Annotated in this window: 17 protein-coding genes; 10 read left to right on the top strand and 7 right to left on the bottom strand. The window is 62.8% G+C overall.

The genetic code is table 11. The features are described 5' to 3' along the window. Positions 1 to 288 precede the first annotated feature (288 nt). Positions 289 to 1,011, top strand: a complete 723-nt coding sequence (locus ASC86_RS18260; protein ID WP_244477645.1) for a GGDEF domain-containing protein — start codon at positions 289 to 291, stop codon at positions 1,009 to 1,011. A gap of 26 nt (positions 1,012 to 1,037) precedes the next feature. Here ASC86_RS18260 and ASC86_RS18255 read toward each other — a convergent pair whose 3' ends face one another. From ASC86_RS18255 to ASC86_RS18225, 7 genes are all read right to left on the bottom strand, one after another. Beyond that, positions 1,038 to 2,195 (bottom strand): glycoside hydrolase, encoded by a 1,158-nt coding sequence (locus tag ASC86_RS18255; protein WP_156387111.1) that lies wholly within the window; start codon positions 2,193 to 2,195, stop codon positions 1,038 to 1,040. After that, positions 2,170 to 3,342 carry a polysaccharide pyruvyl transferase family protein gene (locus ASC86_RS18250; protein ID WP_056324394.1) on the bottom strand — a complete coding sequence of 391 codons (1,173 nt, stop codon included), beginning with the start codon at positions 3,340 to 3,342 and terminating at the stop codon, positions 2,170 to 2,172. Before ASC86_RS18250 ends, ASC86_RS18255 begins: the two co-directional genes overlap by 26 nt. 39 nt (positions 3,343 to 3,381) lie before the next feature. Beyond that, positions 3,382 to 4,560 carry a polysaccharide pyruvyl transferase family protein gene (locus ASC86_RS18245; RefSeq protein WP_056324391.1) on the bottom strand — a complete coding sequence of 393 codons (1,179 nt, stop codon included), beginning with the start codon at positions 4,558 to 4,560 and terminating at the stop codon, positions 3,382 to 3,384. A gap of 39 nt (positions 4,561 to 4,599) precedes the next feature. Continuing rightward, the gene (locus ASC86_RS18240; RefSeq protein ID WP_056324388.1) at positions 4,600 to 7,278 is read right to left on the bottom strand and encodes a glycosyltransferase; all 2,679 of its coding nucleotides are present in this window, start codon (positions 7,276 to 7,278) and stop codon (positions 4,600 to 4,602) included. After that, complete coding sequence (locus ASC86_RS18235) at positions 7,268 to 8,737, bottom strand: DUF6212 domain-containing protein (RefSeq protein ID WP_156387110.1); 1,470 nt, start codon at positions 8,735 to 8,737, stop codon at positions 7,268 to 7,270. The genes ASC86_RS18240 and ASC86_RS18235 overlap by 11 nt, the downstream gene beginning before the upstream one ends. A gap of 193 nt (positions 8,738 to 8,930) precedes the next feature. Then, positions 8,931 to 10,178, bottom strand: a complete 1,248-nt coding sequence (locus ASC86_RS18230) for a glycosyltransferase family 4 protein (protein WP_056324385.1) — start codon at positions 10,176 to 10,178, stop codon at positions 8,931 to 8,933. 35 nt (positions 10,179 to 10,213) lie between these two features. Then, positions 10,214 to 10,786, bottom strand: coding sequence for a MarR family transcriptional regulator (locus tag ASC86_RS18225; RefSeq protein ID WP_082510292.1), 573 nt, complete (start codon positions 10,784 to 10,786; stop codon positions 10,214 to 10,216). 250 nt (positions 10,787 to 11,036) lie between these two features. On the opposite strand from ASC86_RS18225, the gene ASC86_RS18220 reads away from it, so the two are divergent. The 9 genes from ASC86_RS18220 (at position 11,037) to ASC86_RS18180 (ending at position 23,762) form a co-directional block, all read left to right on the top strand. Then, entirely contained in the window at positions 11,037 to 12,737 is a 1,701-nt protein-coding gene (locus tag ASC86_RS18220) for a type I secretion system permease/ATPase (RefSeq protein ID WP_244477644.1), read from the top strand. Beyond that, positions 12,734 to 14,134: an HlyD family type I secretion periplasmic adaptor subunit gene (locus ASC86_RS18215; RefSeq protein WP_056324379.1), complete on the top strand. Its 1,401-nt coding sequence runs from the start codon at positions 12,734 to 12,736 to the stop codon at positions 14,132 to 14,134. The genes ASC86_RS18220 and ASC86_RS18215 overlap by 4 nt, the downstream gene beginning before the upstream one ends. A 265-nt stretch (positions 14,135 to 14,399) precedes the next feature. Continuing rightward, entirely contained in the window at positions 14,400 to 15,059 is a 660-nt protein-coding gene (locus ASC86_RS18210; protein WP_056324377.1) for a calcium-binding protein, read from the top strand. A 65-nt stretch (positions 15,060 to 15,124) separates the two neighbouring features. Beyond that, a complete protein-coding gene (locus tag ASC86_RS18205; RefSeq protein WP_056324375.1) occupies positions 15,125 to 17,359 on the top strand; it encodes a glycosyltransferase family 2 protein in 2,235 nt (744 codons plus the stop codon). Further along, a complete protein-coding gene (locus tag ASC86_RS18200; protein WP_056324373.1) occupies positions 17,356 to 18,195 on the top strand; it encodes a class I SAM-dependent methyltransferase in 840 nt (279 codons plus the stop codon). Before ASC86_RS18205 ends, ASC86_RS18200 begins: the two co-directional genes overlap by 4 nt. Continuing rightward, the gene (locus tag ASC86_RS18195; protein WP_056324370.1) at positions 18,192 to 19,442 is read left to right on the top strand and encodes a glycosyltransferase family 4 protein; all 1,251 of its coding nucleotides are present in this window, start codon (positions 18,192 to 18,194) and stop codon (positions 19,440 to 19,442) included. Before ASC86_RS18200 ends, ASC86_RS18195 begins: the two co-directional genes overlap by 4 nt. Positions 19,443 to 19,450: 8 nt before the next feature. After that, positions 19,451 to 20,197 carry a hypothetical protein gene (locus ASC86_RS18190; RefSeq protein ID WP_056324367.1) on the top strand — a complete coding sequence of 249 codons (747 nt, stop codon included), beginning with the start codon at positions 19,451 to 19,453 and terminating at the stop codon, positions 20,195 to 20,197. A 17-nt stretch (positions 20,198 to 20,214) separates the two neighbouring features. Next, positions 20,215 to 22,446, top strand: a complete 2,232-nt coding sequence (locus ASC86_RS18185) for a hypothetical protein (RefSeq protein WP_056324366.1) — start codon at positions 20,215 to 20,217, stop codon at positions 22,444 to 22,446. Next, positions 22,443 to 23,762, top strand: a complete 1,320-nt coding sequence (locus ASC86_RS18180; protein ID WP_056324362.1) for a glycosyltransferase family 4 protein — start codon at positions 22,443 to 22,445, stop codon at positions 23,760 to 23,762. Before ASC86_RS18185 ends, ASC86_RS18180 begins: the two co-directional genes overlap by 4 nt. The last annotated feature ends 155 nt before the right edge of the window (positions 23,763 to 23,917 follow it).

The following is a 23,917-nucleotide window of genomic DNA, read 5'->3' as shown; positions in this document are numbered from 1 at the left end:
TGCATCGCAGGCCGGCGGCAAGGCCGCCGATCCTTGGCGGAGACCCGCCGACGACAGTAGAGCCCGGTTTTCCTGGAAATACAATGAAGCGTGTTTTTGTGTTGGCCGGAGCCCGCCAACTTCACGATACTGTTGACATGAACATCGAATTCTTCGCGGTCCATTGCTAAAATGCTATCAGTTTTATTTATATGATATTTCCACCAGGCCCCTCAAAGATAACGATCACGACAAAAGCTCCGATATTAAGCGATGACCCCGCAATTTCTTTCTCGCCAGGCCACTCTCGTGCCGCACATCAAAATAGCGATGTTTTGCGCCCTTGCCTCGGCGGCGGGAGCGACTGTGATCGTCTGGGTACTGGGCCTGCTCGTTCCTCAGCGCCCGCTTTGGATGGAATTGACGGCCGTGGGCGTAATCTCGACGGCTCTGGCATTTTGGCTGCAACTGGCGCTTTGCCTGCGCAAAGAGGCGCTTCGGGATACTGAAAAGGAACTTCGGCACGCACGCCTTCATGATCCCGTGACCGGCACGCTACGCGCCAACGAATTTGCGAATTCGGTCGAGCGTGCGATCGACCGCAGGCGCGTCAGCACCATGGAAAACCCCGACGGCGTCATGCTCGTTCTCAGGGTTGGCAATTTCGACGAGATCGGTCGTCATTATGGCCTGCAGTGGGCCGATACGCTTATTCAGTCGATTGTCCAGATCATATATTCGTCCGTGCGCTATGGCGATCTCGTCGCCCGGCTTGCCTCCGACGAACTCGGCATTTACCTGCCGGGCACGACGACCGAAAATGCCCGCGGCATCTGCGAACGCATCCGCACGCGGATAAAGGAGGCCACCTTCACGGCCGCGCAGGAGCGCCAGATCGTGGTGACCGTGCGGCTTGGCGGAACCCGCGTCAGTGACGAGGCAGACTTTCAGGCGCTCCGTGAGGCCGCAAACCGCGCCGCCCTCGGGGAGGACGAAACCGGTCCCTTCCTGTTCCGGGAGGTTTTCTCGTAAACACGAGACTCTGGGGTCCGCCGCGATTATTCGGACCTCTCTCCATCGCTGGTGACCGCTTCGGTTGCCGCAACGCCGGCCGGGCTCAAGGCCCCGCAACGCCAGACGCTGTAAACCGGCTGGGTATCCCAATCGTAATAGTAGGCCGCTTTCAGCCTGCCCTCGTCCATCACCTTCCCGAAACCGCAGCGCACGGTGCGGATCGCCCTTTCCCGCTCACGGTCGTCGACCGGGCAGGAAAGCGCGGTGTTGGCAATGCCCCATTCGGTTACCCAGCACGGTTTGCCTTCGCCTTCAGGCCGGCAAAAATCAAGGAGCCTCGTCACGTGGCGGGCGAGCGCTGCATCATCCCTGCTCCCAGGGTAGACATGAATACCATAGCCATCGACCAGCGCATCAAGCCCCCGCTTCCGCAGAAGTGACAGGAACTCACCGGCATCGAGCCGCTCCATGCCGCGTCGATCGGCCTCGCCAGTGCCGACATCGGACAGTCCGGCCGAAATCAGAGCTGCGTCGCGACTATGGGTCGTCGCCCGCAATTCCTCCCGCGTGATGCGAATGGCGTCGACATAGGCGTCGAGCCCTCGCCCCAGGGCCGCGCGATCGGCAACGTCCGCAACATTGCGCGGCGTCCGCCGCCCCGGCTTTTCATAAACCGCGAGATCACCGTTGTAGGCGCTGTAATTTATTTCGTTTCCGGGTTCGACGGCGTCGATACGAATGCCGATGCGGTCGATACGGGCAAGCGCCGAGCGCAGATGTACGCGGTACAGATCGAGGTCGAGATCCGAAAGCCGACGAACATCCCAGATGCGGCCGAACCCGGTACGCGGATGCGCGTTCGCGGGGTAGTAATCCTTGTTGCCGAGCTGGATTTCCAGGAGGATTTTCAGGCCCAGCCGATCCGCGATTTCGAGCGCGTCGATGCTCCTGTCCACCGGCCGCGACAGCGAAAGCCGGATATGGGTGATGCCGCTTGCCGCGATGTCACCGAGAACCCGCTCTTGATCGGCGCGGGAAAGCCAGGCCAGATTGACCCGGTTGATGCCGATGCGAGCGGCGGGGTCAGCGCCCGCCGGCGGCGTCCAGGCAAATGCCCAGAGCACCGCCAGCGAGCAGGCAAGGGTCGCGCGCCGCCGCACCCCCGCCGTCTTCCGCTCAGAGCCCGATCTGCCCCAGAGCATTGCGGAAATTCGCCTCGCAGGCGCTGTAACGGTCGATCACGGCCTGCGTGTCGATCTTGCCGAGGAAGTTGGCGAGATAGCTGCGTTTGTCCGCCTCCCTGTTCCAGGTCGCGGCCTCGATATAGGGAAAGCCGATGAACTCCAGCATCTCCCGCATGCGGTCGTCCACCGCGATCATGAGGGCGGGCGTGCCGGCCTGCATGCCGATGATGCAGCCGTGGAACCGGCGGCCGAAGCAGAGATCGCGCGCGGCCATCGCCCCGCGCCACTGGTTGGTATCGAAATAGACCAGCAGTTCATGCTGCCGCTGCCATTTTTCCGAATGCTTGTATTCCGTGCCGCCGGTGATGCGGGCGCTCGCCGGATCATAGACGATATCCTCGTCGCTGCCCGTCAGGGAGAGGTTGTAGGCCACCACTTCGTCCTGCAGGACGTAGCTTGCGACGCTGTCGGGTTTGAGCAGCGCGTGCACATCGACGATCGTGTCGGCCACGCTGCCGAGATATCCGCCGAAGGCGATCTTCTGGGCTTCCGCCAGTCCCGGATTGGCAAGCGCCGAAAGCGAGCGCTTCATGTCATCGGGCGAGAAATAGAGCGACGGGCAGCCCGTCGGCTTGACGAATTTCATGCCCTGCTCCCGCAGGAATTCGGCGGTGAAGTAGCCGCGCGTCAGGAAGAAGCTCTCCTTGTTCCGCAACACCTCCAGAAACTTCAGCGTGCCGGCCGGCAGTTGCTCCTTGAGGCCTTCCTTGCGCTGGATGCCGATGCCCATCACCACGATCGGCATCTTCAGCTTCTCGAAGATTTCCGCTTCGAGATCGGCGGAATAGCCGGGGCGCAGCAGGTTGGCGGAGGCGAAGACGCAGATGTCGAACGCGCGGTTCACCTGTTCGAAAAGCTCGTTCTTTTCCCTGTTGTTGGCGAGATGCCAGAACGGCAGGTAGGTGACGTCATGGCCGCGCAGGCTCGAAGCCGCCCCTTCGCCGATGAGGTAGTTGCCGGTATTGGCGATCCGCCTCACCTGCGAAATCAGGTCCTTCCGGGTCCTGGTCTCGTCGAAATAGGGCCGATGAATGACGGTCGTGCCGGAGACGTCGGCAATCGTCCGCTGCAGATAAGAGGGAATTCCCGTGAGCAAGATACGCATAACTATCCTCTGAACCGAAAATGATGGCGCTTGGGGCTGCTAGAGCCCGATGCCGATTTCACGAAGCGTGGTGCGGAAGGCGCGCTCGCGGTCGGAATACCGGTCGACAAGTTCGCTGGTGTTGATCCCTGCCAGATGGTCGGCGACGAACTCGGCGCGGTTCTCCGCCTTGTCGACTTCGTTGATATCGACGGCCGGCAGGCCGGTGAAGCCAAGCATCTCGCGCATGCGGTCGTCCACCGCCACCATCAGGCTCGGCACAGCCGCCTGCATGGCGATGATCGAGCCGTGGAAACGGCGGCCGAAATTGAAATCCATCGACGAGGCCCAGGCGCGCCACTGGTTGTTGTCGAAGAAGGTGCGGACCTCGAATCGCTGCTTCTCCCGCTCCGTGCCGGGATAGGCCAGATCGCCGATCATCAGGCCCGATGCGGAATCGTAGACGCGCCCCTCGTCATTGGGCTCCACCTTCATATCGAAGTGCAGGAACTCGTCCTGCACCACGTATTGCGGCACGGTGCCTTGCGGGGCCAGCGCATTGGCATCGAGGATCACATCCTGATTGCCGCCGAGATAACCGGAAAAGATGGTCCGCGCCTTGCCGATCTTGACGTCCGGCAGCTTCCTCATGGAGCGGCGCATGTTGTCCGGCATGAAATAGACGGAAGGGCAACCGGTCGGACGCACGAAGGAGAAGCCCTGATCCTTCAGGAAGCCGGCCGACTCGTAGCCGCGCGTCAGGAAGTAGTGCTCGCGCTCCTTGAGGACGGCCAGAAGCCGCTTCGTTCCCTCCGGCAGATTGTTCTCAAGGTCCTTGCGGTTCTGCAGGCCGATGCCCAGCATGACGATCGGCATGTTGAGACGGCTCAGGACATCGGCTTCAGCATCCGCCGAAAGCCCCTTGCGCAGGAGGTTCGCGCAGGTGAAGACGCAGATGTCGAAATTGGCGTTGAACTCGTCGAAGCCGCTGCCGCTCTTGCTCAGATTGTAGAGATGCCAGAAGGGAACCTGCTTCGCATGCGGCGCCAGCGCCCGCAGGGCACCCTCGCCGATAAGGTAGTTGCCGGTGTTGCTGATGTTGCGCAGCTCCTGCAGAAAATCCTCTTTCGTTTCCGGCTGCTTCTGCCGCTCGGCGTAGGAGACGGAGAGGCCGTGAGCGCCATTGGCAAGACGGGTGTAGTGACCGGGAATACCCGTCACGAGAATTCGCGGACGCATTCGACTAGACCTTTCTGTTTCAGAGAAGCGACCCGGCCATCAGCCGATGGCCGCGACCACGGGAGTTGCCGTCGCCGGCTCGCGGAAGACCGCGGCGCGCGACAGCGACGAGTTTTTCACGGAGCGATCGCTCCACGCGATGAAATCGGAGAAGGAGGAGGTCCACGACCGGTGTGCGGCCGTCCTGATGCAGCCCTCCATCAGCGGCGCCAGCTTCTCGCGATTGCGCGCGACCTGCGCGATGATGTCAGCCATCTCTCTGACCACCTGCGGATCGGACGCCGCGTGGATGAGGATGCCGTCCTCGCCGTCGGAAATCAGCTCGTCCACGGCACCGACGGCGGTTGCGATCGGCACGCAGCCAAGCTGCTGCGCCTCGGCGATCATCAGCGGCGCACCCTCCCAGCGTGAGGGCATGACGAGAACATCAGCCCAGCCCAGCGCCTTGATCAGGTCCTTGCTCGCAAAGACCGGCGGGCGCACGTCGACGCCTAGGTCCTTCAGCCGCTCGCTCCATGAAGCCGCGGAATCGGCAAGAATTTCCCCGCCGACGGCGCGGGCGTCGAAGGCGACGTTGGCAGCGCGGAGTTCCGAAAGCGCCGCCGCCAGCCGGTCGATACCCTTCTGCTGATCGAGCCGGCCCATATAGAGAAGTCGCAGCCGGTCATCCTTGCGCTCGATGCGCCGAACAGCCAGAACTTCCGCGAGTGCCTTGGGCGGCACGGAAAAACTCGCCCCGTTGGCGACGGCAAAGACTTTCTCGTGCGGGACGCCGTAGCTGTGCAGATAGATCTTCAGCTGTTCCGAGCAGGTCAGGAAGGCATCGTAGCAATGCTCGTGGGCAATCGCGGCGAAGGGCTGGCCGGCGGGCCTCTTGAACGGCGTGTTATCGACGACGTGAAGATAGCAGGCCGTGCGCGTGCCTTCGGCGCGCAGCCGCGCGATCAGCGGATGCACGGCCATCACGTGGTTGTTGATGACGAGGTCGAAGCCGGAAAGCTGCCCCTTCAGCGCCTCCCAGTCGACCGCATGCCCTTCGGCGATAAAGTCCTGCCCGAGGAAGGAACCCGAACCTCCCCAGGCCGGAATGCCCGCATCCCAGAAGTGAATGTAGTCGAAGCTGGAATCGAATTCGTCGATCACATCCATCCGCGACGTGCCGAGCACGAAGAGATGGGTTTCATACCCAGCCGCCTTGAGTTCTCGCGCGGCGGCATAGACGACCTTCTCGGCTCCGCCGAAGGAGGCGTTCGGCACCAGCAGCGCCACGGTCCGCTTGCCCGCGCTATGCCCGAGCGGCAGGACCGGCGATCCCCCGATTTCCTTGCGCAGCGCCTTGTGCAGATCGGTGTAAGGTACGAGCCGGGCCGGACGCCAGGTCCACCGCCGGCCGGCCGTCTCGCGCAGCGGGCTTGCGGCAATGGCGTTGATGCAATTGATCATCACCTGCTGCGGCGTGATGAGCGACCGGCGCTGTAGGCTTCTCGGGAACGGGAAACGCACTTTCAGGACGGCCGATGTCGGCCAGACCTGCTGGCTCGCGATCGAGGCGAACCAGTCCGCCGCATTGTTCTGGACCACGTCCTGAACCAGGCGGGTCGACAGGAAAACGAGATCGGCCGGACCGATTTTCTGGGCGCCCGGCCCATGAACGACCGGCTCGATCTTGCGCTGGCTGGCGTCGTTGGCAAGCTGGACGAAGACGACATTGCTGGTCTCGCTCATGCGCTCCAGATGGGCAAGCACGTTCGGCAGCATGCGCGACCGCCGCAGAAGGTCGAGCGCGGCACCGCTACCGGCGACCATGAACGGCGGAAAATGCTCGTTGTCCGGCTCGCCGATATTGCCCCAGAACGCCGGAACGATGTCGTCGAGACGCAGCATCGCCGGCGGCTTGGTGGGATCGGTGAAGAACGAGATCGCGGTATCTTCCGTTCGCGCAAACAGGTAGCGCGGGCATTCCTCATGCTCGAAATCCACCAGCATCGGGCGCTGGAACAACGGCATGTGGCGCTTGCGCAGGAAGCTGACCGACGTGGCGCGGTCGCGGTTCGCCTCCTTGAAGCGGCTCTCCGCCCTCAGCCTGTATTCGAAGACGGTATCGTGACAGGGGGTGCCGACAAAACCGTGCTCGATACAGGAGAGCCAGAATTCCCAATCCTCGAAGCCGTTCTGCCGGTCGTCGTTGAAGCGGACGCCGTCCTGAAAAACCGCGATCGAGATCATCGATCCCGTATCGCAGATATTGTCGGTGATGCAGTGGACCAGCCGCGAATAACGGTTGCCGTAGTGCGCACGCCAGCTGACCGAGAATGTATCGATATTGGTGTAGACCCAGCCGCACCCGCTCGCGACGAGCTGCCGGTAAAGCGTCTCGATGGTGCCGGGAAGGACACGGTTGTCGGCATCGAGGAAATAGACGGCTTTCGCCTCGGGAAAGCGCTCGAGCACGACGTCGATGGCGCGGTTGCGGGCGCCACCCGGCCCCGCGTTCTGGCCGAACACGACATGAACGCAAGGATGGGCCGCAGCGTAAAGCAGCAGTTGGTCGAACGTCTCATGCCGCGGATCGCCATCGACCGAGACGACGATGACCACCCGGCAACTGTCGAGCTTGGAGGCAAGCACCGACTCGATCGCTTCCAAAGCGAGCGCCGCATGGCCGTAGAGCGGCATGGCCACGGCGATCAGGTCCGCCGGCTCCCTGCTACCGGACATCGGCGGCCTCCGTCGATTGCTTGACCAGCCGGAAGCCGGACACCTTGAGCCAGGAGAAATCGACCGAATCCGTGACGGCGCGGCTGAGGATCATCAGATCCATCGGGCCGCGCACCGGCTCGTCCAGCTGGATATTGATGTTGATCGCCTGGGCGGAGCCGACCTCGCGCCATCCGCTGAAGAATGCCGACGGCTTGACCACGCCCTTACGCGCAAGCTCGGCCACTTCGGAGCGCGCATTCGAGTTCGCCGGCGCCAGCAGGAAGCTGACCGCGGCGGGCTGCCCTTGCGGATGATCGATGATGGCGTTTGCTGAAAAGGATATCGTTCCCGGCTCGACCGCGCGGGCGACCGCGCCTGCCGATATGCCTGTCGGCAGCGGGTGGCAGACGATGGCGTGCTCATGCTCGAGAAATCGCACCGTCTGGAATTCCGGGACGATGGGCGTCACGGAAACATCCGCGATCTGGCTCAGCGTATCGACCCCCAACCGGTAATCGACCGTATACTGGCCTTCGAGCAGGCTGCTCGGCCCGATCATGTTGGGCGTTGCGGCCGGCTTGACCCCCGGCAGTCCGGTGAACACCTTGAAGGCCAGCGGACGCAGGTCGAGGTCGGGATGCGCAAACTCCGACCGTGCCGAATAACGCTCGCCGGCGATCGGATAGCCGAGCGAAAGGCCGACGGCATCCGGCCCGGTCGCGGAAATCCGTAGCCGAAGCGTGCGCGCGCCTCCGCCACAAGCCCGCGGCAGCGAGAAGTAATTCCAGCTCGGCACGAGTTGCGCATAGGGTACCGCCCACTCGGCCACCCCCTCGCCGCTCTCGAGATAGCTCAAGGTCACGACAAGCTCGCCGCTGCTGCGGGGTACCGCGTGCAGATGAAGAGCGAACCCGGCCACGCCGAGGCTGGAGACCGGCAGCAACTGCTCGACGAAAGCGGTAGCCAGCAGCTGTCCGATCCCTTCGTCCTTTGGATCGGCATGGGGATCGTGGGAGAAAATCTCGGAAACCGGCTCCCAGTTTCGCGCCTGGAACGCGTCTTCGAGCGCCCGGTAGTTTTCCAGCAGCGCTTCGCGCTCCCGGCGCAGGATCGCAAGCTCCGAGGTGATGGAAGCGCTGTAGCGCGCAAGCCGTCCGATGCCGCCTTCGACCAGCGTCCGCAGAAGCGCGAAACTGTCCGATGTACCCGCCGGATCAAGCCGCTGGACGGAAATCGGCGGAACGGTCCCCAGCGAACCCAGAAGCTTCAGACGCTCCCGCAGATCGGCCTCGCCCTCATCGGAAAAGGCGACGGCGATCAATGGGAAGGCATTCTGCAATGTCGCGGAAGGATGCCCGTTCGCATCGAGGCAAAGCACCAGATGCTCGATATCGCTCCCCTCGAAACAGGACCAATCCAGGCTCGAAGCCGCGATCAGCTTTCTCGTCGCCAGCCGTTTCCCAATGCCGGAAGACATCAACTCTTGCACGCCCAACCTCTGAAGAATTATGTCGGAACAAAACAAATATGCCGAATAATCAAATATTTATTCGAACGATCCGGCGTTATTTACGCCAAAGCTAACAACTAACGCTGCAGCGCACAACGGTAAAATTCAACAATCTCAAATAAAAATATTTCATATATACTTCGAAAATCAAAGTAATACTTCATATGGCCGCGATTGGATTGCGTGCGAGCGGTCTTCCGATCATTCTTTCAATAAGATCCCGCTGACGATCGAGGCAATCCGCCAGCCGGAAACGCCTCTCGACCGTCCGGCGCGCCGCAGCGCGCATTGCGAAGTGGGCTTGCGGATTGGCGAGCACACCGAGAACGGCCTCTGCGAGCGCGTCCGTATCGAAGAACGGCACCAGCAGGCCGTTCCGGCCGGAACGGATGATTTCCCGGACCGGCGCGGTATCCGATCCGATGACCAGCGCGCCGCAGGCCATCGCCTCCAGCACCGACCAGGACAGGACGAACGGATAGGTCAGGTAGAGATGGGCTGACGAAATCTGGAAAAGCTGCCGCAAGACCGAATGCGGCACCGTGCCGGGAAAGACGATATTCTCTGGCGGGATATCCAGCGTTCGCAGGAGATGATCCTTCCACGCCCCGCCGCCAGGTGGCGGCACGCCATAGCTGACACCATTTCCACCGACGAAAACGAACAGGGCGTCCGGGCGATGGCGCACAACCTTGGCGGCAGCCGCCAAAACCTGTGGAAATCCGCGATAGGGTTCGAGGTCGCGCGCGGCAAAGGTGACGATGGGGGGACCGTTGCCACTGAGCATACGCCCGTCCGCAAGCGTGACCGAGGTTGTCGGGTCGGGCCGGAACCGGACGGTATCGACCCCCTCGTGACACACCGAAATGCGCTCCCTGACATCGGCGGGATAGAGACTTCTCTGCCATTCCGTGGAGCTGATGCCGGCCTCGATGGCCTCGAGCGACAGAAGCTGCGCGATGTTGCGCAGCCGCAACCTCTTGCGGGTCTCCAGATCCGGCTGATCGTCAGGCGAGAAGCCGATATCCGCCCCTTCCGACCGGTAGAAGAACTCGCAATATCCCAATGCAGGCACGTGCGGCAGCACGTCCTTCAGGAACATCATGCTTCCCCAGCCGATATGACCGATGACGGCATCGGGCACCAGCCCCTGCCGCGCCATGGCGTCGAACGTTTCGGCGACCCGGTGGCCGATCCGCACGTGGTGATCGGGTGCGCCCATGTGCCGGGCCATCTGCGGATCGGCGCGCGGACCCGGCTCCGCCCGATGCCGAACGACGCGCACGGAGGGTATCTTCTGGTCTATGGTCTCGGTGACGAGGCTGACCTCGTTTCCCATTTGGGCGAGCTGAGCGGCAAGGGCAGCGAACTGCCCGAACCCCCGCCGATGAACAAATGCCACGTGCATCGCGTCCAGCCCGCCGTTACCAGACCCAGGAACGGCTAGCCGCCATACCGCGACGCGCTCCCCCAGGCCAGTTCCAGCTGGTGAAGCGTCTGGAAGGCCGTCTCGAGCATCCGCTGCTCCTGATCGCCACGGTTCACGGCCCGCTCATAGGTCATCGCCGCGTCGCGAAGATTTGCCCGCAGCTGCCGCCCCTTCTCCGTCAGCTTGATGCGTGCGGACCGCTTGTCGCGCTGGGAGGCAACGCGATCGATGTAGTCGCCGTCGGCAAGCTGCTTCAGGTAGTAGGAAACGTTGGAGCCGACATAGTGCCCACGGTCCAGAAGTTCTGCGACCGAAAGCTCCGAATCGCCGATCGCCAGCAGGATCATCGCCTGCGCCGGCCCGATATCGTCCACGCGAAGCTTGGTCAGCTCCGCACGGATGAGGCCCGAAAACCGCCGGCTTGCCCGCTCCATGAGCCGCGCAAGCTCGAAATACGTAACCTGCTGGAGGTCCCCCAACTCCGCATCCTGAGGATGTCCGGGGTCTGCTTGCGCTATCTGACTCTTAAGAATCCTTAGATCGCTATTCTGTTCTACAGGCAAACCGAGCACATCATTTTCTTTCATTAAACTCTCCGTTTCGGGAATTACTTCAAAACTTGAAGTAATTTTCAAATATGCCCACTCCCCCTCAATTGCCATGAGCTTGCATAAGCCCGCCTTTATGTGCCAGATTGGCCGAAGCAATACTACGCTCCGGCTCAATTATAACCAAACCAGCCCTCCGACAGATCGATATAGCGTTAACTCGAGGCAAATCGCCATGCGTGATACCAGTCAAAACGAGACAAAAAGCAATGGCCAGATTTTAGGGGAAATGAGCCGCGACAATCCCGGATTGCTGATTTTACAAGCCAAGCGTGTCTTCCTGCTGGGACTGCTCTACGCGGCGGGGTTGAGCGTGTGTCTCAACCTGCTCCAGCTGACAATGCCCCTGTTCATGCTTCAGGTTCATGACAGGGTGCTGAACAGCCAGAGCATGGACACGCTCACGATGCTCACCATCCTGGCGATCGGCGCTCTGGTGGTGCTTGGCGTTCTCGAATTCATCCGCGCCCTCTCCTTCCAGGCGGTCGGCGGCGCAATGGTTCGTCGGCTGAATATGCCTGTGCTGACCGCCGCGGTGCAGGCCTCGGTCGATCAGGGCCTGTCGCGCGCCACCCAGTCGCTTCGCGATGTCGCGGAATTGCGTAGCTTCCTGACCTCATCGGCGGTGAGCGCGCCGCTCGACGCGGTCTGGTCGCCGATCTTCCTCGGTGCCCTTTTCCTGTTGCACCCGCTCTTCGGCCTCATCGGCGCCGTCTCGGCTGCGCTGCTGCTGTGCGGCGGACTGGTCACGGACATGCTGACGCGCCAGCTCACCAAGGAGGCAAACCAGACCAATATCGAGGCCGTCTCCAAGATCGGCGCATCGCTGCGGCATGCCGAAGCCATCGAGGCGATGGGCATGCTGCCGGCCCTGGCAAACCGGTGGCGCGGCCTGCAGATGCAGGCGCTGGCCTCCTTCGAGGCGAGCGGCGTCAGAAGCAAGGCGATGTCGTCCATCACCCGCAGCCTGCGCTATTCCATCCAGATCGCCACCCTGGCGGCCGGTGCGTATCTGGTGCTGAAGCAGGAAATCACCCCCGGCGCGATGATGGCGTCGAGCATTCTTGTCGGACGCCTGCTCATCCCCTTCGATTCGCTCATCGACAACTGGCGGCAATGGGTGCTGGCGATCGCCGGCTGGCGTCGCATCGAGACCATGCTCAAGGCAGACCTTGCGGTCCGCCAGACGATGTCCACGCCGCACTCTTCGGGCGACATCGTGGTCGACAAGCTCGTCTACGCGGCACCGGGGCTGGATGTGCCGATCATCAAGGGCATTTCCTTCTCGCTTTCTCCGGGCGAGGTTCTGGGCGTCATCGGCCCCTCGGCGGCCGGCAAATCCACCCTCGCACGCCTGCTGGTCGGCATCCTGCGTCCCACATCCGGCGGCGTCTTCCTCGATGGCAACAACACCTATCTCTGGGAACGCAGTTCCTTTGGCCAGGTGGTCGGGTACCTGCCGCAATCGGTCTCGCTGCTGGAAGGCACGATCCGGGAAAATATCGGGCGCATGGCGGACGGCGATCCGTACAAGGTGCTGGAGGCCGCGCGGCTCGCCGACATCCACGAGATGGTCGGGCGCCTGCCCCTTGGCTACGACACGCCCGTCGGCGACGGACACCTGACCCTGTCCGGGGGTCAGCGGCAGCGCATCGCCCTGGCGCGGTGCCTCTACGACCGGCCCCGCCTCATCGTGCTCGACGAGCCGAACGCAAATCTGGACGCGATCGGCGAACGCGCCCTCATCCGCGCGATCCAGCATGCGCGCGAAGACGGCGCGATCGTCATCATAATCGCCCACAGGCCAGCCATCATGCAGGTCGCCGACAAACTGCTCGTTCTCGAAAACGGCCGCATCACGCAGTTCGGACCGCGAACATCCGTGGTTCCCGCGCCGGTGGCAGGAGAGCGCGGAGTGGCCGCGGTATGACGGACATGAAGCCCCTCGCGGTCCGCCCCGATCTTTCGGAGCGTCGCCTCCAGCAGCACCGGCCGGCGCCGCCAAATTCCAGCCCACGGCATCCGGGACACGATCATATGGAGAGCCTTTTCCCGCTCCGCCGTCTCGTCATTGCCGGGCTTGCCACGATCCTCGTCTCCTTCGGTGGATTTTTCACCTGGGCCTTTTCGGTCGAGCTTAGCAGCGCGACGGTCGCCAACGGCACGGTCATCGTCGATTCCAAGCGCAAGACCATCAGCCATTTCGAAGGCGGCGTGATGAGCCGGCTGCTTGTTCAGGAGGGCGACAAGGTCTCCGCCGGGCAGCCCCTGATCGAGATGGAGGACACGCGGGCCCGGTCCAGCCTGCAGTCGCTGCAGATCCGCCGCATCGGCCTGATCGCGAAATTGGCCCGGCTGAAGGCCGAGCAGGCCGAAATGCAGAAAATCGACTTCCCCCGCGATTTCGGCGACGCGCAGGACGTTGCGGTCGACGACGCCGTGAAGGCTGAGACCGTCTTTTTCGAAAAACGGCGCGAAACTAAGGAGGGCCGCGTCGAGGTCCAGAAGAAGACCATTGAGGAATATGCCGAACAGGCGAAATCGCTCGACATCCAGATTCAGGCGGCCGACCAGCAGATCGAACTGATCAAGGAACAGCGCGCCGCAATCGCAACTCTGGTGCAGAAAGGTGCGGCACCGCGCACGCGGCTGATCGATATCGATGCCAGGCTGAGCGAGCTTGCGCGCGAACGGGGCGAACTCGTCGGCGGCCGGGCGCAGGCCGAAAAAGCCGGCGCCGGCGCGGAGCTTACCCTGATCGGCATCGAAAGCGAGTTCCAGTCGACCACTGCCGGCGAAATCACGACCGCGCGTGTCGAACTCCTGGATGTCGAGGAGCAGATCACCGCCTCGCAGGACGTGCTGCGACGTCTCGAAATCCGCTCGCCGCAGGACGGTATCGTCAGCGACATCCTGCTGCGCACCCCCGGCAGTGCGGTCACGCCCGGCCAGCCCCTGATCGAGATCGTCCCGGAAAACGAGCCGCTGCTGGTCGAGATGCGCGTCAATCCCCGCGACATCGACAGCATCGCCGTCGGCTCGCGGACCCAGGTCCGGTTGACGGCCTATAATCAACGCTCCCGCCTGCCGATGGAAGGCACGATCACCTATGTCGCCGCCGACCAGTCGGTCGACGAAAAGTCGAACAGCGCGTTTTTCGTGGCGCGCGCCAAGCTCGACGCGGCTTCGCTGAAAGCAAACCCCGATGTGCGCCTCTATCCCGGCATGCCCGCGGAGGTGCTGATCATCCACGCGCCGCGCCGTGCGATCGACTACCTCACCTCCCCCGTCCTGGAAAGCTTCAACCGCGCATTCCGAGAGGACTGAGATCGCTCATGCGGCACCGCAACATAAATTACTTCGATTCTTGAAGTTATTTTGAAGTAAAATCCAGGAATTTTACTTCATAAACATCAAAATTACCAAAATAAATCATCAATATGACTCATTTTGAGAAATATATTTCTCAAAATTAAACATAAGAGCGCAAGTTATGCTTGCGCTCTATTTTTTTGCAGTGCACATTCCAGGCGCGAAATCGTCGCACCCAGCGCCGACAACGCGAATATATCAATCCAAAGAGGAGAGGCAGATGGCCACATTGGAAGGCGGAGCATACGATGACGCCCTGTTCGGCTCCCGTTTCAACGATTTCATCCGTGCCCATGGGGGCGATGATTTCGTGAGCGGCGGCAACGGGCACGACCTCATATTCGGGGGCGACGGTGACGATCTGCTGTTCGGCGGAAAGGGAAACGATACCCTTTTCGGCGGCGAGGGCAACGACCTGCTGAACGGCGAAAACGGTGACGATACCCTCAACGGCGGTTGGGGCGACGACCTCCTGTACGGCGACAAGGGCAACGACATCCTGTTCGGCGGACACGGAAGCGACCTGCTCTCGGGCGGCAAGGGCAGCGACATCCTGTACGGCGGCGACGGTGGGGACATCCTCGACGGCGGCGCCGGCAACGACATCATGGCGGGCGGAGCCGGCCACGACATCTTCGTCTTCAATGGCGGCGGCGGGAATGACGTCATTCTCGACTTCACCGCGGGCGAAGACCTCTTGCAGATTTCCAAGCACATCAATGGCCTGGACGTGACGTCGCCGGACGATCTGGCCTCGCGCATCACCCAGGTCGGCGGCAACGTCGTCGTGGATCTCGGCCATGGCGACAAGCTCACATTGGTCAATGTCGATGCCCACGATATCCAAACCAATCCCGAGCACTACTTCACCGTTCACTGAACCTGAGCCTTGCACGCCCTGCTTCCTCCCGTGGGGCGTGCTCTTCCGATCCAGAGGGGCAACGCGTGACGTTCGACGAAAAGACAGGCGCCACGGGCGTTTTCAGGAACGCAAAGAGCTTCCGGCTCGGCACGGAACTGGCCGTCCTCGTCTGGGATCTCCCCGCAGCCCTTCCTTCCGGCACGAGATGCCTCCTGTCCATGGAGCCGTCGCCGGTACCCCTCGTCAGCATAATGCTGCCGCTCGACGACGGTGGGCATCGCATGTTCTGGGCGATGAAGCCCGAGAAGCAGCCGGCAACCGTCGATATCTGCACGGAGCACGGCGGCACCGCCGAAACCGTTGTACTGCAGCCGGCACGCTTGCTCGTCCCCCTCGATGTCGAAACCCTTTTCACTGATCTTGCGCCCGATGCCCGTATCAAGTTCATCGGCAGCCTGCTGACCGTCTGGCGAAGCGCCTTCCGCATCGCCGCCGACCCTCTGTTCAACATGGTGGTCGAAGACGCCCTTCACGCGCTCGTGCCCGAACCGCAGGCCGCCAGCATCGTCTGTCAGATTGCCCGCGGAAACCATCTCATCGAGACGGCGATCAATCCCGATCTGGGCGAGATCACCGCGATCTACGCGATCGGCTCGACGTCGATCACGCGCATCCCCGCACGGCACGTCCTCCGGCGCGGCGCGAAAAACGGCATGCAATCCTGCCATTTCATCGCGGAAGTCCCCTCCCCGCCGTTTCTCGTCGTGCTCCTCAGCAAAAACGGCCTCGCCATTCGCCAGCTTGCCGACGGCAGACCGCGCCATGCCAGCCTCCAGAGCTGGTGGGGTAAGAACCGCGAGGCGGTCGAACTGCGGGAGATGATCATCCGTCGGCTCGCCACCTTGCCGGAAGGCGCCGCCGCCTTGGCGATCGATCTTCAGACACGCGTGCCGCTCACCGCAAGCAAGGTTGCCAGGTCATCGATGCACCCGTCCGGGGAGGTCGATCTCGCTTTGGCGCTGGAAGGCGGTCTTCTGGCCGGCGGCTGGTTCCATGCGCCGTCATCGGCCTTCGCCGGCATCGATTACGTCAGGGAAGACGGCACCGCCGTCCCGCTCGACGGCAACAACTACAAATTCCCGGCATGGGCGCAGGGCAAGGACGAAAAGAGCAAGACCGACGTGACCGGCTTCGTTGCCTGGATTCCGTTCACGGAATCCCCCGGCCCGCTGCTGCAGCCCCGATTTCAGATGCGTCTTGCCTCGGGCGCAGCCAAGCCGCTGATCCCGAAACCGCAACCCTTCGAACCCTCGATCCAGCGAAACCACGTCCTGCGCGCCGTGCCGCCGCAGCATGCGACCGATGCCGCCTTCCGCACGATCCTCGCCCCCGCTTTGCAGGATATCGAACGCAGACTGGGCAAGACCATCGAGATCGACACCACCAAAGACTACAGCCTGCCCGAGACCGCGCCGCTCGTTTCCATCGTCGTGCCCCTCTACAAGGTCCTCGACTTCCTGCGGTTCCAGCTGTCGGGCATGGCCACCGATCCGTGGCTCGCGGCCAATTCCGAGATCATCTACGTCCTCGATTCCCCGGAAATCCAGGACGAGACGGAGCATCTGCTCGGCGGTCTCCACCTTCTGCACGGGTTGCCGATGAAGCTGGTGGTCATGAACCGCAACGGCGGCTACGCCCGCGCCTGCAATGCCGGGGCACGCTTTGCCCGCGGCTCGATCCTTGTCATGCTCAATTCGGATGTCGTGCCCTCTTCGCCCGGCTGGCTGCAAACCCTGTCGCGGCCGCTGTTGGAAGACAGAACGCTGGGCGCCATCGGCCCGAAACTTCTCTTCGAAGACGGCTCGCTGCAGCATGCCGGGTTGTATTTCGGCCGCGACCAGCGCGGCATCTGGTTGAACCACCATTTCCACAAGGGCATGCCCGGCGACTACAGGCCGGCGCAGCAGGTCCGCGACGTGCCCGGCGTCACCGGCGCCTGCCTCGTGTCCCGCCGGGAAACCTACGAGCGCGTCGGCGGCTTCACAGAAGACTACGTGATCGGCGACTACGAGGATAGCGACCTCTGCCTGAAGATTCGCCGCCTCGGGCTGCAGATCGCCTATGAGCCGGCGGCGTGCCTCTATCATCTCGAACGCCGCTCGATCCGCCGCAGTCAGGACTACATGCGCGGCGTCGCCAGCCAGTACAATTCATGGCTCCACACGCAGCGCTGGGAGGACGACATCCGCGACCTGATGGCAGACCGATCCTGCAAAAGCCCCGATCGCTCCACCATCCGGGAAAGGAGCGCTGCATGACGCAGGCGGCCCTCCTCCAGTCCCCCGCGCCGGCCCGGCTGATCGACGAAGACCGTGTCCGCTGGCTGACCCAATCCATCCGGCACAATCGTTTCCTACCGCAGCCGGACACAACAAGCGTCTTCGTCGGCGACGGCGATTTCCGCGCGATCGGCGCCGAGTTCCTCGGCCATTTCATCCGCATCGGCGGCCTGCGCGAAGACAGCCGCGTGCTCGACATCGGCTGCGGCATTGGTCGCATGGCCGTGCCGCTCACCCAGTATCTCGATCCCCAGACAAGCCGCTACGACGGCATCGATCCTGTCGAGGACGGCATCGGCTGGTGCCGGCGCACGATCACGCCCGCCTACCCCAATTTCACCTTTCAGCAACTCGATATCGCCCACGAACTGTACAACCCGAACGGCAAGATCAGCGGCAAGGCTTTGAAGCTTCCCTTCCCGGACCAGCATTTCGACTTCGTCATCATGACGTCCGTCGTCACCCATCTGCCCCCCGCGGAAGTCCTTGTCTATCTCGCCGAAGTCCGCAGGGTGCTTTCCCCCGGCGGCCGCCTGTTCATGACCGCATTCGTGGTCGACGCGATCGCGTCCGCCAACGAACATGGACGGCGCGACCCGCGCCTCACCTTCCAGCGCTATGGCGAAAGCCCGTGCTGGTTCGTCCCCAACCAGCCGCGCCTTGCCGCAATCGGCTTCGAAGACGGTTTTCTCGACAAGGCGCTCGAACGCGCCGGCCTCTCCGTCGCTCTGAAATCGCTCGGCCACTGGCGCGGCACCAAGGCCGCTCACCATCAGGATTTCATCGTGGCGAAGCGCCGGGGAAGCGGCCGATGAGCAAGCGCATTCTGGTGGCCGCCCACAACCATCCGTCCCTCCATCCGGGCGGCACCGAAATATTCGCGCACGACCTGTTCCGCGCCTACCAGCGCGAGGGCCACGAGGCCCTGTTTCTCGGCGCCACCAACCAGATCCATCGCGAGGCAAGACCCGGCACCAGCTTTCAGAGCATCGGCCCGGCAGGAGACGAAATCCTCCTGTGGTTCGGCCATTTCGACCGCTTCTTCATGAGCCAGATCGATCTCTACGGCATCGTGCCCGATATAACGGAACTGCTCCGCGACTTCCGGCCGGATGTGGTTCACCTTCACCACCTGCTGCTGCTGGGCGCCGAATTCCCGCACATCGTCCGCCGCACCCTGCCCGAGTGCCGGATCGTCATGACCCTGCATGACTACTACCCCATCTGCCATCACGACGGCCTGATGGTGCGCACCGGCAGCAGGGAACTGTGCCACCAGTCCAGCCCGGACCGCTGCCACGCCTGCTTCAAGGATATCCCGCTCGATCGCTTCACCCTGCGCGAACTCCACCTGAAGGCGCTGTTGCGCACGGTCGATCACTTCGTCTCACCCAGCGCCTTCCTGCGCGATCGCTTCGTGCGCTGGGGGCTGGACGCGGACAAGATCAGCGTCATTCCCAATGGCATCCCCAGCCGCAATGCCGGCGTCCGCAGAAAGCTGCTTGCGAACGGGAAGCCGGTCTTCGGATATTTCGGAAATCTCAATCCCTGGAAGGGGGTCACGGTGCTGCTCGAGGCCGCACGCCAGCTTCTGGCCGATGATCTCGATTTCGAGCTTCGCGTCCATGGCGGCGCACCCTTCCAGAGCGAGAAGTTTGTCGACGAGATCGATCGGCGCTTTGCCGAAACCTCGGCCTCCGTACAGGCCCGAGGCCCTTATCGGCGCGAGGACATCGCCGATCTGGTAGCCGCGGTCGATTGCACCATCGTTCCCTCCGTCTGGTGGGAAAATGCGCCGCTGGTCATTCAGGAAGCGCAGGCGCAAGACCGCCCGGTCATCGCCAGCAACATCGGCGGGATGGCCGAAATGGTCGAGCACGGCGTCAACGGCCTGACCGTTCCGCCCAACGATGCCCGCGCACTCGCCGCCGCGATGCGCAGCATCCTGGAAGAGCCGAACCTGCTGCGCCGCTTCTCGCAAAACGCCCGCAAGCCCGACGACATCGACACGACCGCCCGCCGCTACCTGAAGCGGATCGAGGCGACGCAGGTTCAGGCATAGGAGATCCCATGGCCAATCCCGCCGAACGACCGCCCGCGGAACGACCGGATGCCGCATCCGAACAGGATAACGCCAAGCCGATGAACGGCCGGGTGGATGCCATCGACATGGGCAGGATTTTCGGCTGGGCCTTCGACCCGATGGCGCCGGATCAGCGGCTGGTCATCCGCGTCCTGCTCGATGGCAAGGTGATCGCGGAGACCGTCGCCGACCGCAACCGCCCCGACCTCAGACGCAACGGCATCGGTGACGGCAAGCACGCCTTCGAAATCGCATTGCCCGAGCCCATCCATTCGCGCGCGAAGGATATCGTCGTCATGGCGCGAAGCGGCAGCGGTTCAGAGCAGGCCCTGCGTGTGCCCCAGCCGGACGAACAGGCGGCCGAAGCCCTGATCGCCGCGCCGCTTGCAAAAGTGCTCGACAAGCTCGACGTGCTGATGGCGGCGCAACGGCAGTTGCAGGTCTCCCAACGCTCCCTGCAGCGCCCCTCCGAAATCGATCCCGGCAAGACGGAAACCGCCAGCCTGACCGATGTCAGCCACGCCGTCGAAGGCCTCAGGGTGGATATCGGCCAGCGGCTGAACGATCTCGATGTCCACCTGATGCGGATGGATGGTGTCGTGGCCGGCATGGAGAAGAACCTGAATACGCTGCGCAAGCGTGCGAACGGCGAGTTGAAGCCGCTGCTGATGCTGCTTTTCGTTCTCGTGGGATTTGTCGCAGGCGCCAGCCTCGCGCTGATCGCCAGGGTCTGATCCAGGGAGGGTTGAGCGTGCTGGTTACCGAACAATCGCCGACGATCCCCACGGCAGGCAAGCACGGCGCAAACAGAGCGCTACGCTCCGGCAGGGTCATCGGCTGCCGCGTCGACGAGACGACCTTGCTGATTATCGGCCTCGGCCGTGTCCCGGCCGGCAACATAAGCGTTACGATCGGCGACGATCAGGCAGGCAAACGAAGCGCCTTTGTCTCGGAGTGGAGGCTGCCGGCACCCTCGCCGCAAGCCAAGCATGGCTTTGCAGCCCTCCTGCCCGCAGGAGACGCGGACACGCCCATAACCACGATACAGTTCGCAGAAGAGGAAGCGGGCTCGCAGTTCATTGTCGCGTCCCGGCTTGTCTCGGTGGGGGAAGCAGCCGCGCTTTTGGTCGAATCCGCAGGAACTCAGTCCGCTGCCATCGTCAACCGCGTCGTTGACAATCTAATGGCCGGCAATCTCAACCGCCGCAGGCTTCAAACGATCACCACGCTTTTGCAGGCCGCCCACGCCAGCGACGGTTTCGTCGAACTCATCGGCGAAACCCACGACGGCGTGACGCTGCTGCAAGGCTGGAACCGCGGCATGGCGCCCAGCACTTACCGGATGTGCGCCGTCGGAAGCACGGCACCTGTAGTCGCGGAGTGCGGCATCGCGGTCTTTCCCCGCGCCGAGGCGCCCGAGGGCGCTTCGGGCTTCATCGGCCTTCTCGATGCGGGTCAAGTGACCCACGCTCCCGACATCGAAGGCTTGGTCTTTCGGGGACGTGCCGGCTGGCGGCATATCGCGGTCCACCCCAAGAAGCGCATCGCCGGCCCGCTCGAAACGCCCGAACATATCCGGTCGGTCCTGCTGCGCACCAACGGCGCACCGGAGGTGCTGCTATCCCTGCGGACGGCCGCCAACAGCTTCGAAGGCAAGGAAACCGTTTCCGGCCTTCCGCATCCCGTCCGCATGGGAATAGACAATATATTCGAGGCCGACGGAGGAAACCTGCTCGCCTCCGGCTGGCTTTATGACCCCGAAGGCCATGTCGCCACCGTGAAACTGCGCCGACACAATGCCGCCGCGACCCTCGATGAATGCTGGACGCGCTTCCAGCGCCCTGATGTCACCGACAGTTTCAACGAGCAGCAGCCCACGACACCGGGCTTTTGGGGTGAACAGCACACCCACGGCTTCATCGCCCAGGCCCAATTGCCCGCCGACGACCCCGATGCCCGCCTCTACTTCGAATTGACGTTGCGCGATCTGCGCCGTGCCTTTTTGCCGGTAAGACCGGCGAGAACTTCCGCGCGTTCGGCAGCACTGCGCCAACTCGGCGCCATCGACCCCGCGAACTGCGCGCTCCCGGCAATCATCGATACCCAGATCGTCCCGTTCCTCGGGCGTTCAGGAAGATCGGCGCCGGTGATCGACACCGTGCTGGATGCCGGCCCCTTCGATGAGGAGAACAGCCCACCCATCGTCATCGGCGCCGGCGAGAGCGAGGAGGACATCGCCCCGCTCATGGCCCTGCTCGCGCTCGATCCCGAAACCCGGCATGCGCCAATCGTCATCGCCATGCCTGCGGACCGCTTTCGAAGACAGGCCACCCGCCTTATGGAACGCGCGCGGTTCTATCGCCTTTCGGTCAGGCTGGTTTCGGTCAAGGAACCGGGCGACGTCTACGACATGCTTGAAGCCGGCACCCTGTCACTCACTTGCGAAACGGTCGTCTCGCTCTCCGCTTCGCTGATCCCGCGCGGAAGAGGTTGGTACGGCAAACTCGTCACTGCGGCCGCGAGCCTGAAAGGCAGCATCATCTCTCCCGTTCTGGCTTACGAGGACCATTCCATCCGCTGGGCGGGAAGCTGGATCGAGGGCGACACCGGCGACCAACCCGTTGTCGGCCGCTATGCCGGATATCCGCTCAAGGCGATCACAGACATGAAGCTGACCCGTATCGCGGCCGCATCGCTCGAATGCTGCATCATGCCCCGCGATGCTCTGGCGCGCGTCGGTGGCTTTTCCGGCGGCTACCTGGGAGCACAGGAAAAAGGCCTGGATCTCGGCCTGCGTCTCAATCGATCAGGCATCGGCTCCTATTTGCTGCCGTCGGTACAGATGTGGGGCTGCGATGACGCCCGCGACGGTCATGGTCCGGCCATCGCAGCTCTCGTGGAAGAGATCGACCGAAAAATATTCAAAAGCCAGTGCTCGCCGGTCCTCGCCGTTGAAAAGCAGCCGGAAAAGAGGTCCGCATGAACGAGAAACTTCGTGTCCTTGTCGTCTCGCATGCGCACCCGACGCTCTCGCTCGGAGGGGCGGAAATCGCATCCCACAACCTGCATCGCGGCCTGAACGCGCTGCCCAACGTGGAATCCGTTTATCTCGCCCGTGTCGGCCATCCGGTCCCACGGCATGCCGCATCCGCCCTGATGAGCCTTCACCTTGCCGAAGATGAGTTGCTGTTTCACGCTGACGATTACGACCACCTGTTTTTGTCGAACGGCGACACGCAGGCGATCAGCCGGGACCTCTTGCGTTTCGCGCGTGATCTGAGGCCCCATGTCATTCACTTCCATCACGTCCTTGGCATTGGCCTCGAAGCGCTCTACGCTTTGAGGGAAGCATTTCCGCATGCGGCTATCCTCGTCACGTTCCATGAATACCTGTCGATCTGCCACAACCACGGGCAGATGGTGAAACGCCCTTCCGGTCAGCTCTGCGAAACGGCATCTCCCGTCGCCTGCCACGGCTGCTTTCCCGATATTCCGGTCTCCCGCTTCCTGAAACGGGAGCACTTTACCCGCGGCATGCTGGGCCTTGCCGACGCCTTCGTTTCCCCGAGCCGCTTTCTGGCGGAGCGCTACGCCGCATGGGGCATCGAAAAGGACAAGCTCTGCGTGATCGAAAACGGGATCGCCGTGGAAGCGGTCGCCCCCGCGCGCGCGTTGCAAGGTCTCACCCCCCACCGCAACCGCTTTGCCTATTTCGGCCAGATGACGCCGTTCAAGGGGGTCGATGTCCTGATCGACGCTATCTCGCGCATCCCGAAGGAGATATGGGGCGAAGACTCCTGCCTGATGATCTACGGCGGCAATCTCGAGCGCCAGCCGGTCGAATTCCAGGAACGGATGAAAAAGCTCATTTCGGACGCCGGCGACCGCGTCCGCTTCTACGGCGCTTACCAGAACGCGGACGTGCCGCGCCTGATGCGCTCGGTCGATTGGGTGATTCTGCCGTCCGTCTGGTGGGAAAACTCGCCTATGGTTATCCAGGAAGCCCTGCTCCATCGCAGGCCGATGATTTGCTCGGATATCGGCGGCCTGGCCGAGAAGGTGCGCGAGGGTGAGGACGGCCTGCATTTCCGCGCCGGCAGCAGCCAGGATCTCGCCGACCGTATCGTCGAGGCATTGGGCGACAGCCATATCTGGGACCGGCTGCGCGCCTCCATGCGCCAACCCGCCGACCATCTCGGCTGCGCGCGCGAACACGTCAAGCTCTACCGCGCCCTGTTGCGCAGAAAACTCGACGCTGCGACGACGGAAAGCCCCGCGCTTCTCGCGCATGCACTTTAACGACGAGAAGTCTCGCAGGGCTTATGGGTGGTTAGGAGTTATTGAACGCAAAAACCCCGCCTACGTTTCCGTGGCGGGGTTTTTGGTTGTAACTTTGGTTGCGGGGGCAGGATTTGAACCTGCGGCCTTCAGGTTATGAGCCTGACGAGCTACCG

The organism is Rhizobium sp. Root1212, assembly GCF_001424985.1.
In the GTDB taxonomy this organism is placed as follows: Bacteria; Pseudomonadota; Alphaproteobacteria; order Rhizobiales; family Rhizobiaceae; genus Pararhizobium.
Note: the sequence above shows the minus strand (reverse complement) of the source record. Positions and strands in the feature narration are given on the sequence as shown.

What these genes read in the sequence shown, in the direction of transcription:
- ASC86_RS18245 (WP_056324391.1), bottom strand. Translation starts at nt 4,560, where the DNA reads ATGCGTCCGCGAATTCTCGTGACGGGTATTCCCGGTCACTACACCCGT.
- ASC86_RS18250 (WP_056324394.1), bottom strand. Translation starts at nt 3,342, where the DNA reads ATGCGTATCTTGCTCACGGGAATTCCCTCTTATCTGCAGCGGACGATT.
- ASC86_RS18210 (WP_056324377.1), top strand. Translation starts at nt 14,400, where the DNA reads ATGGCCACATTGGAAGGCGGAGCATACGATGACGCCCTGTTCGGCTCC.
- ASC86_RS18255 (WP_156387111.1), bottom strand. Translation starts at nt 2,195, where the DNA reads ATGCTCTGGGGCAGATCGGGCTCTGAGCGGAAGACGGCGGGGGTGCGG.
- ASC86_RS18230 (WP_056324385.1), bottom strand. Translation starts at nt 10,178, where the DNA reads ATGCACGTGGCATTTGTTCATCGGCGGGGGTTCGGGCAGTTCGCTGCC.
- ASC86_RS18220 (WP_244477644.1), top strand. Translation starts at nt 11,037, where the DNA reads ATGAGCCGCGACAATCCCGGATTGCTGATTTTACAAGCCAAGCGTGTC.
- ASC86_RS18195 (WP_056324370.1), top strand. Translation starts at nt 18,192, where the DNA reads ATGAGCAAGCGCATTCTGGTGGCCGCCCACAACCATCCGTCCCTCCAT.
- ASC86_RS18200 (WP_056324373.1), top strand. Translation starts at nt 17,356, where the DNA reads ATGACGCAGGCGGCCCTCCTCCAGTCCCCCGCGCCGGCCCGGCTGATC.
- ASC86_RS18225 (WP_082510292.1), bottom strand. Translation starts at nt 10,786, where the DNA reads ATGAAAGAAAATGATGTGCTCGGTTTGCCTGTAGAACAGAATAGCGAT.
- ASC86_RS18235 (WP_156387110.1), bottom strand. Translation starts at nt 8,737, where the DNA reads ATGTCTTCCGGCATTGGGAAACGGCTGGCGACGAGAAAGCTGATCGCG.
- ASC86_RS18190 (WP_056324367.1), top strand. Translation starts at nt 19,451, where the DNA reads ATGGCCAATCCCGCCGAACGACCGCCCGCGGAACGACCGGATGCCGCA.
- ASC86_RS18215 (WP_056324379.1), top strand. Translation starts at nt 12,734, where the DNA reads ATGACGGACATGAAGCCCCTCGCGGTCCGCCCCGATCTTTCGGAGCGT.
- ASC86_RS18180 (WP_056324362.1), top strand. Translation starts at nt 22,443, where the DNA reads ATGAACGAGAAACTTCGTGTCCTTGTCGTCTCGCATGCGCACCCGACG.
- ASC86_RS18240 (WP_056324388.1), bottom strand. Translation starts at nt 7,278, where the DNA reads ATGTCCGGTAGCAGGGAGCCGGCGGACCTGATCGCCGTGGCCATGCCG.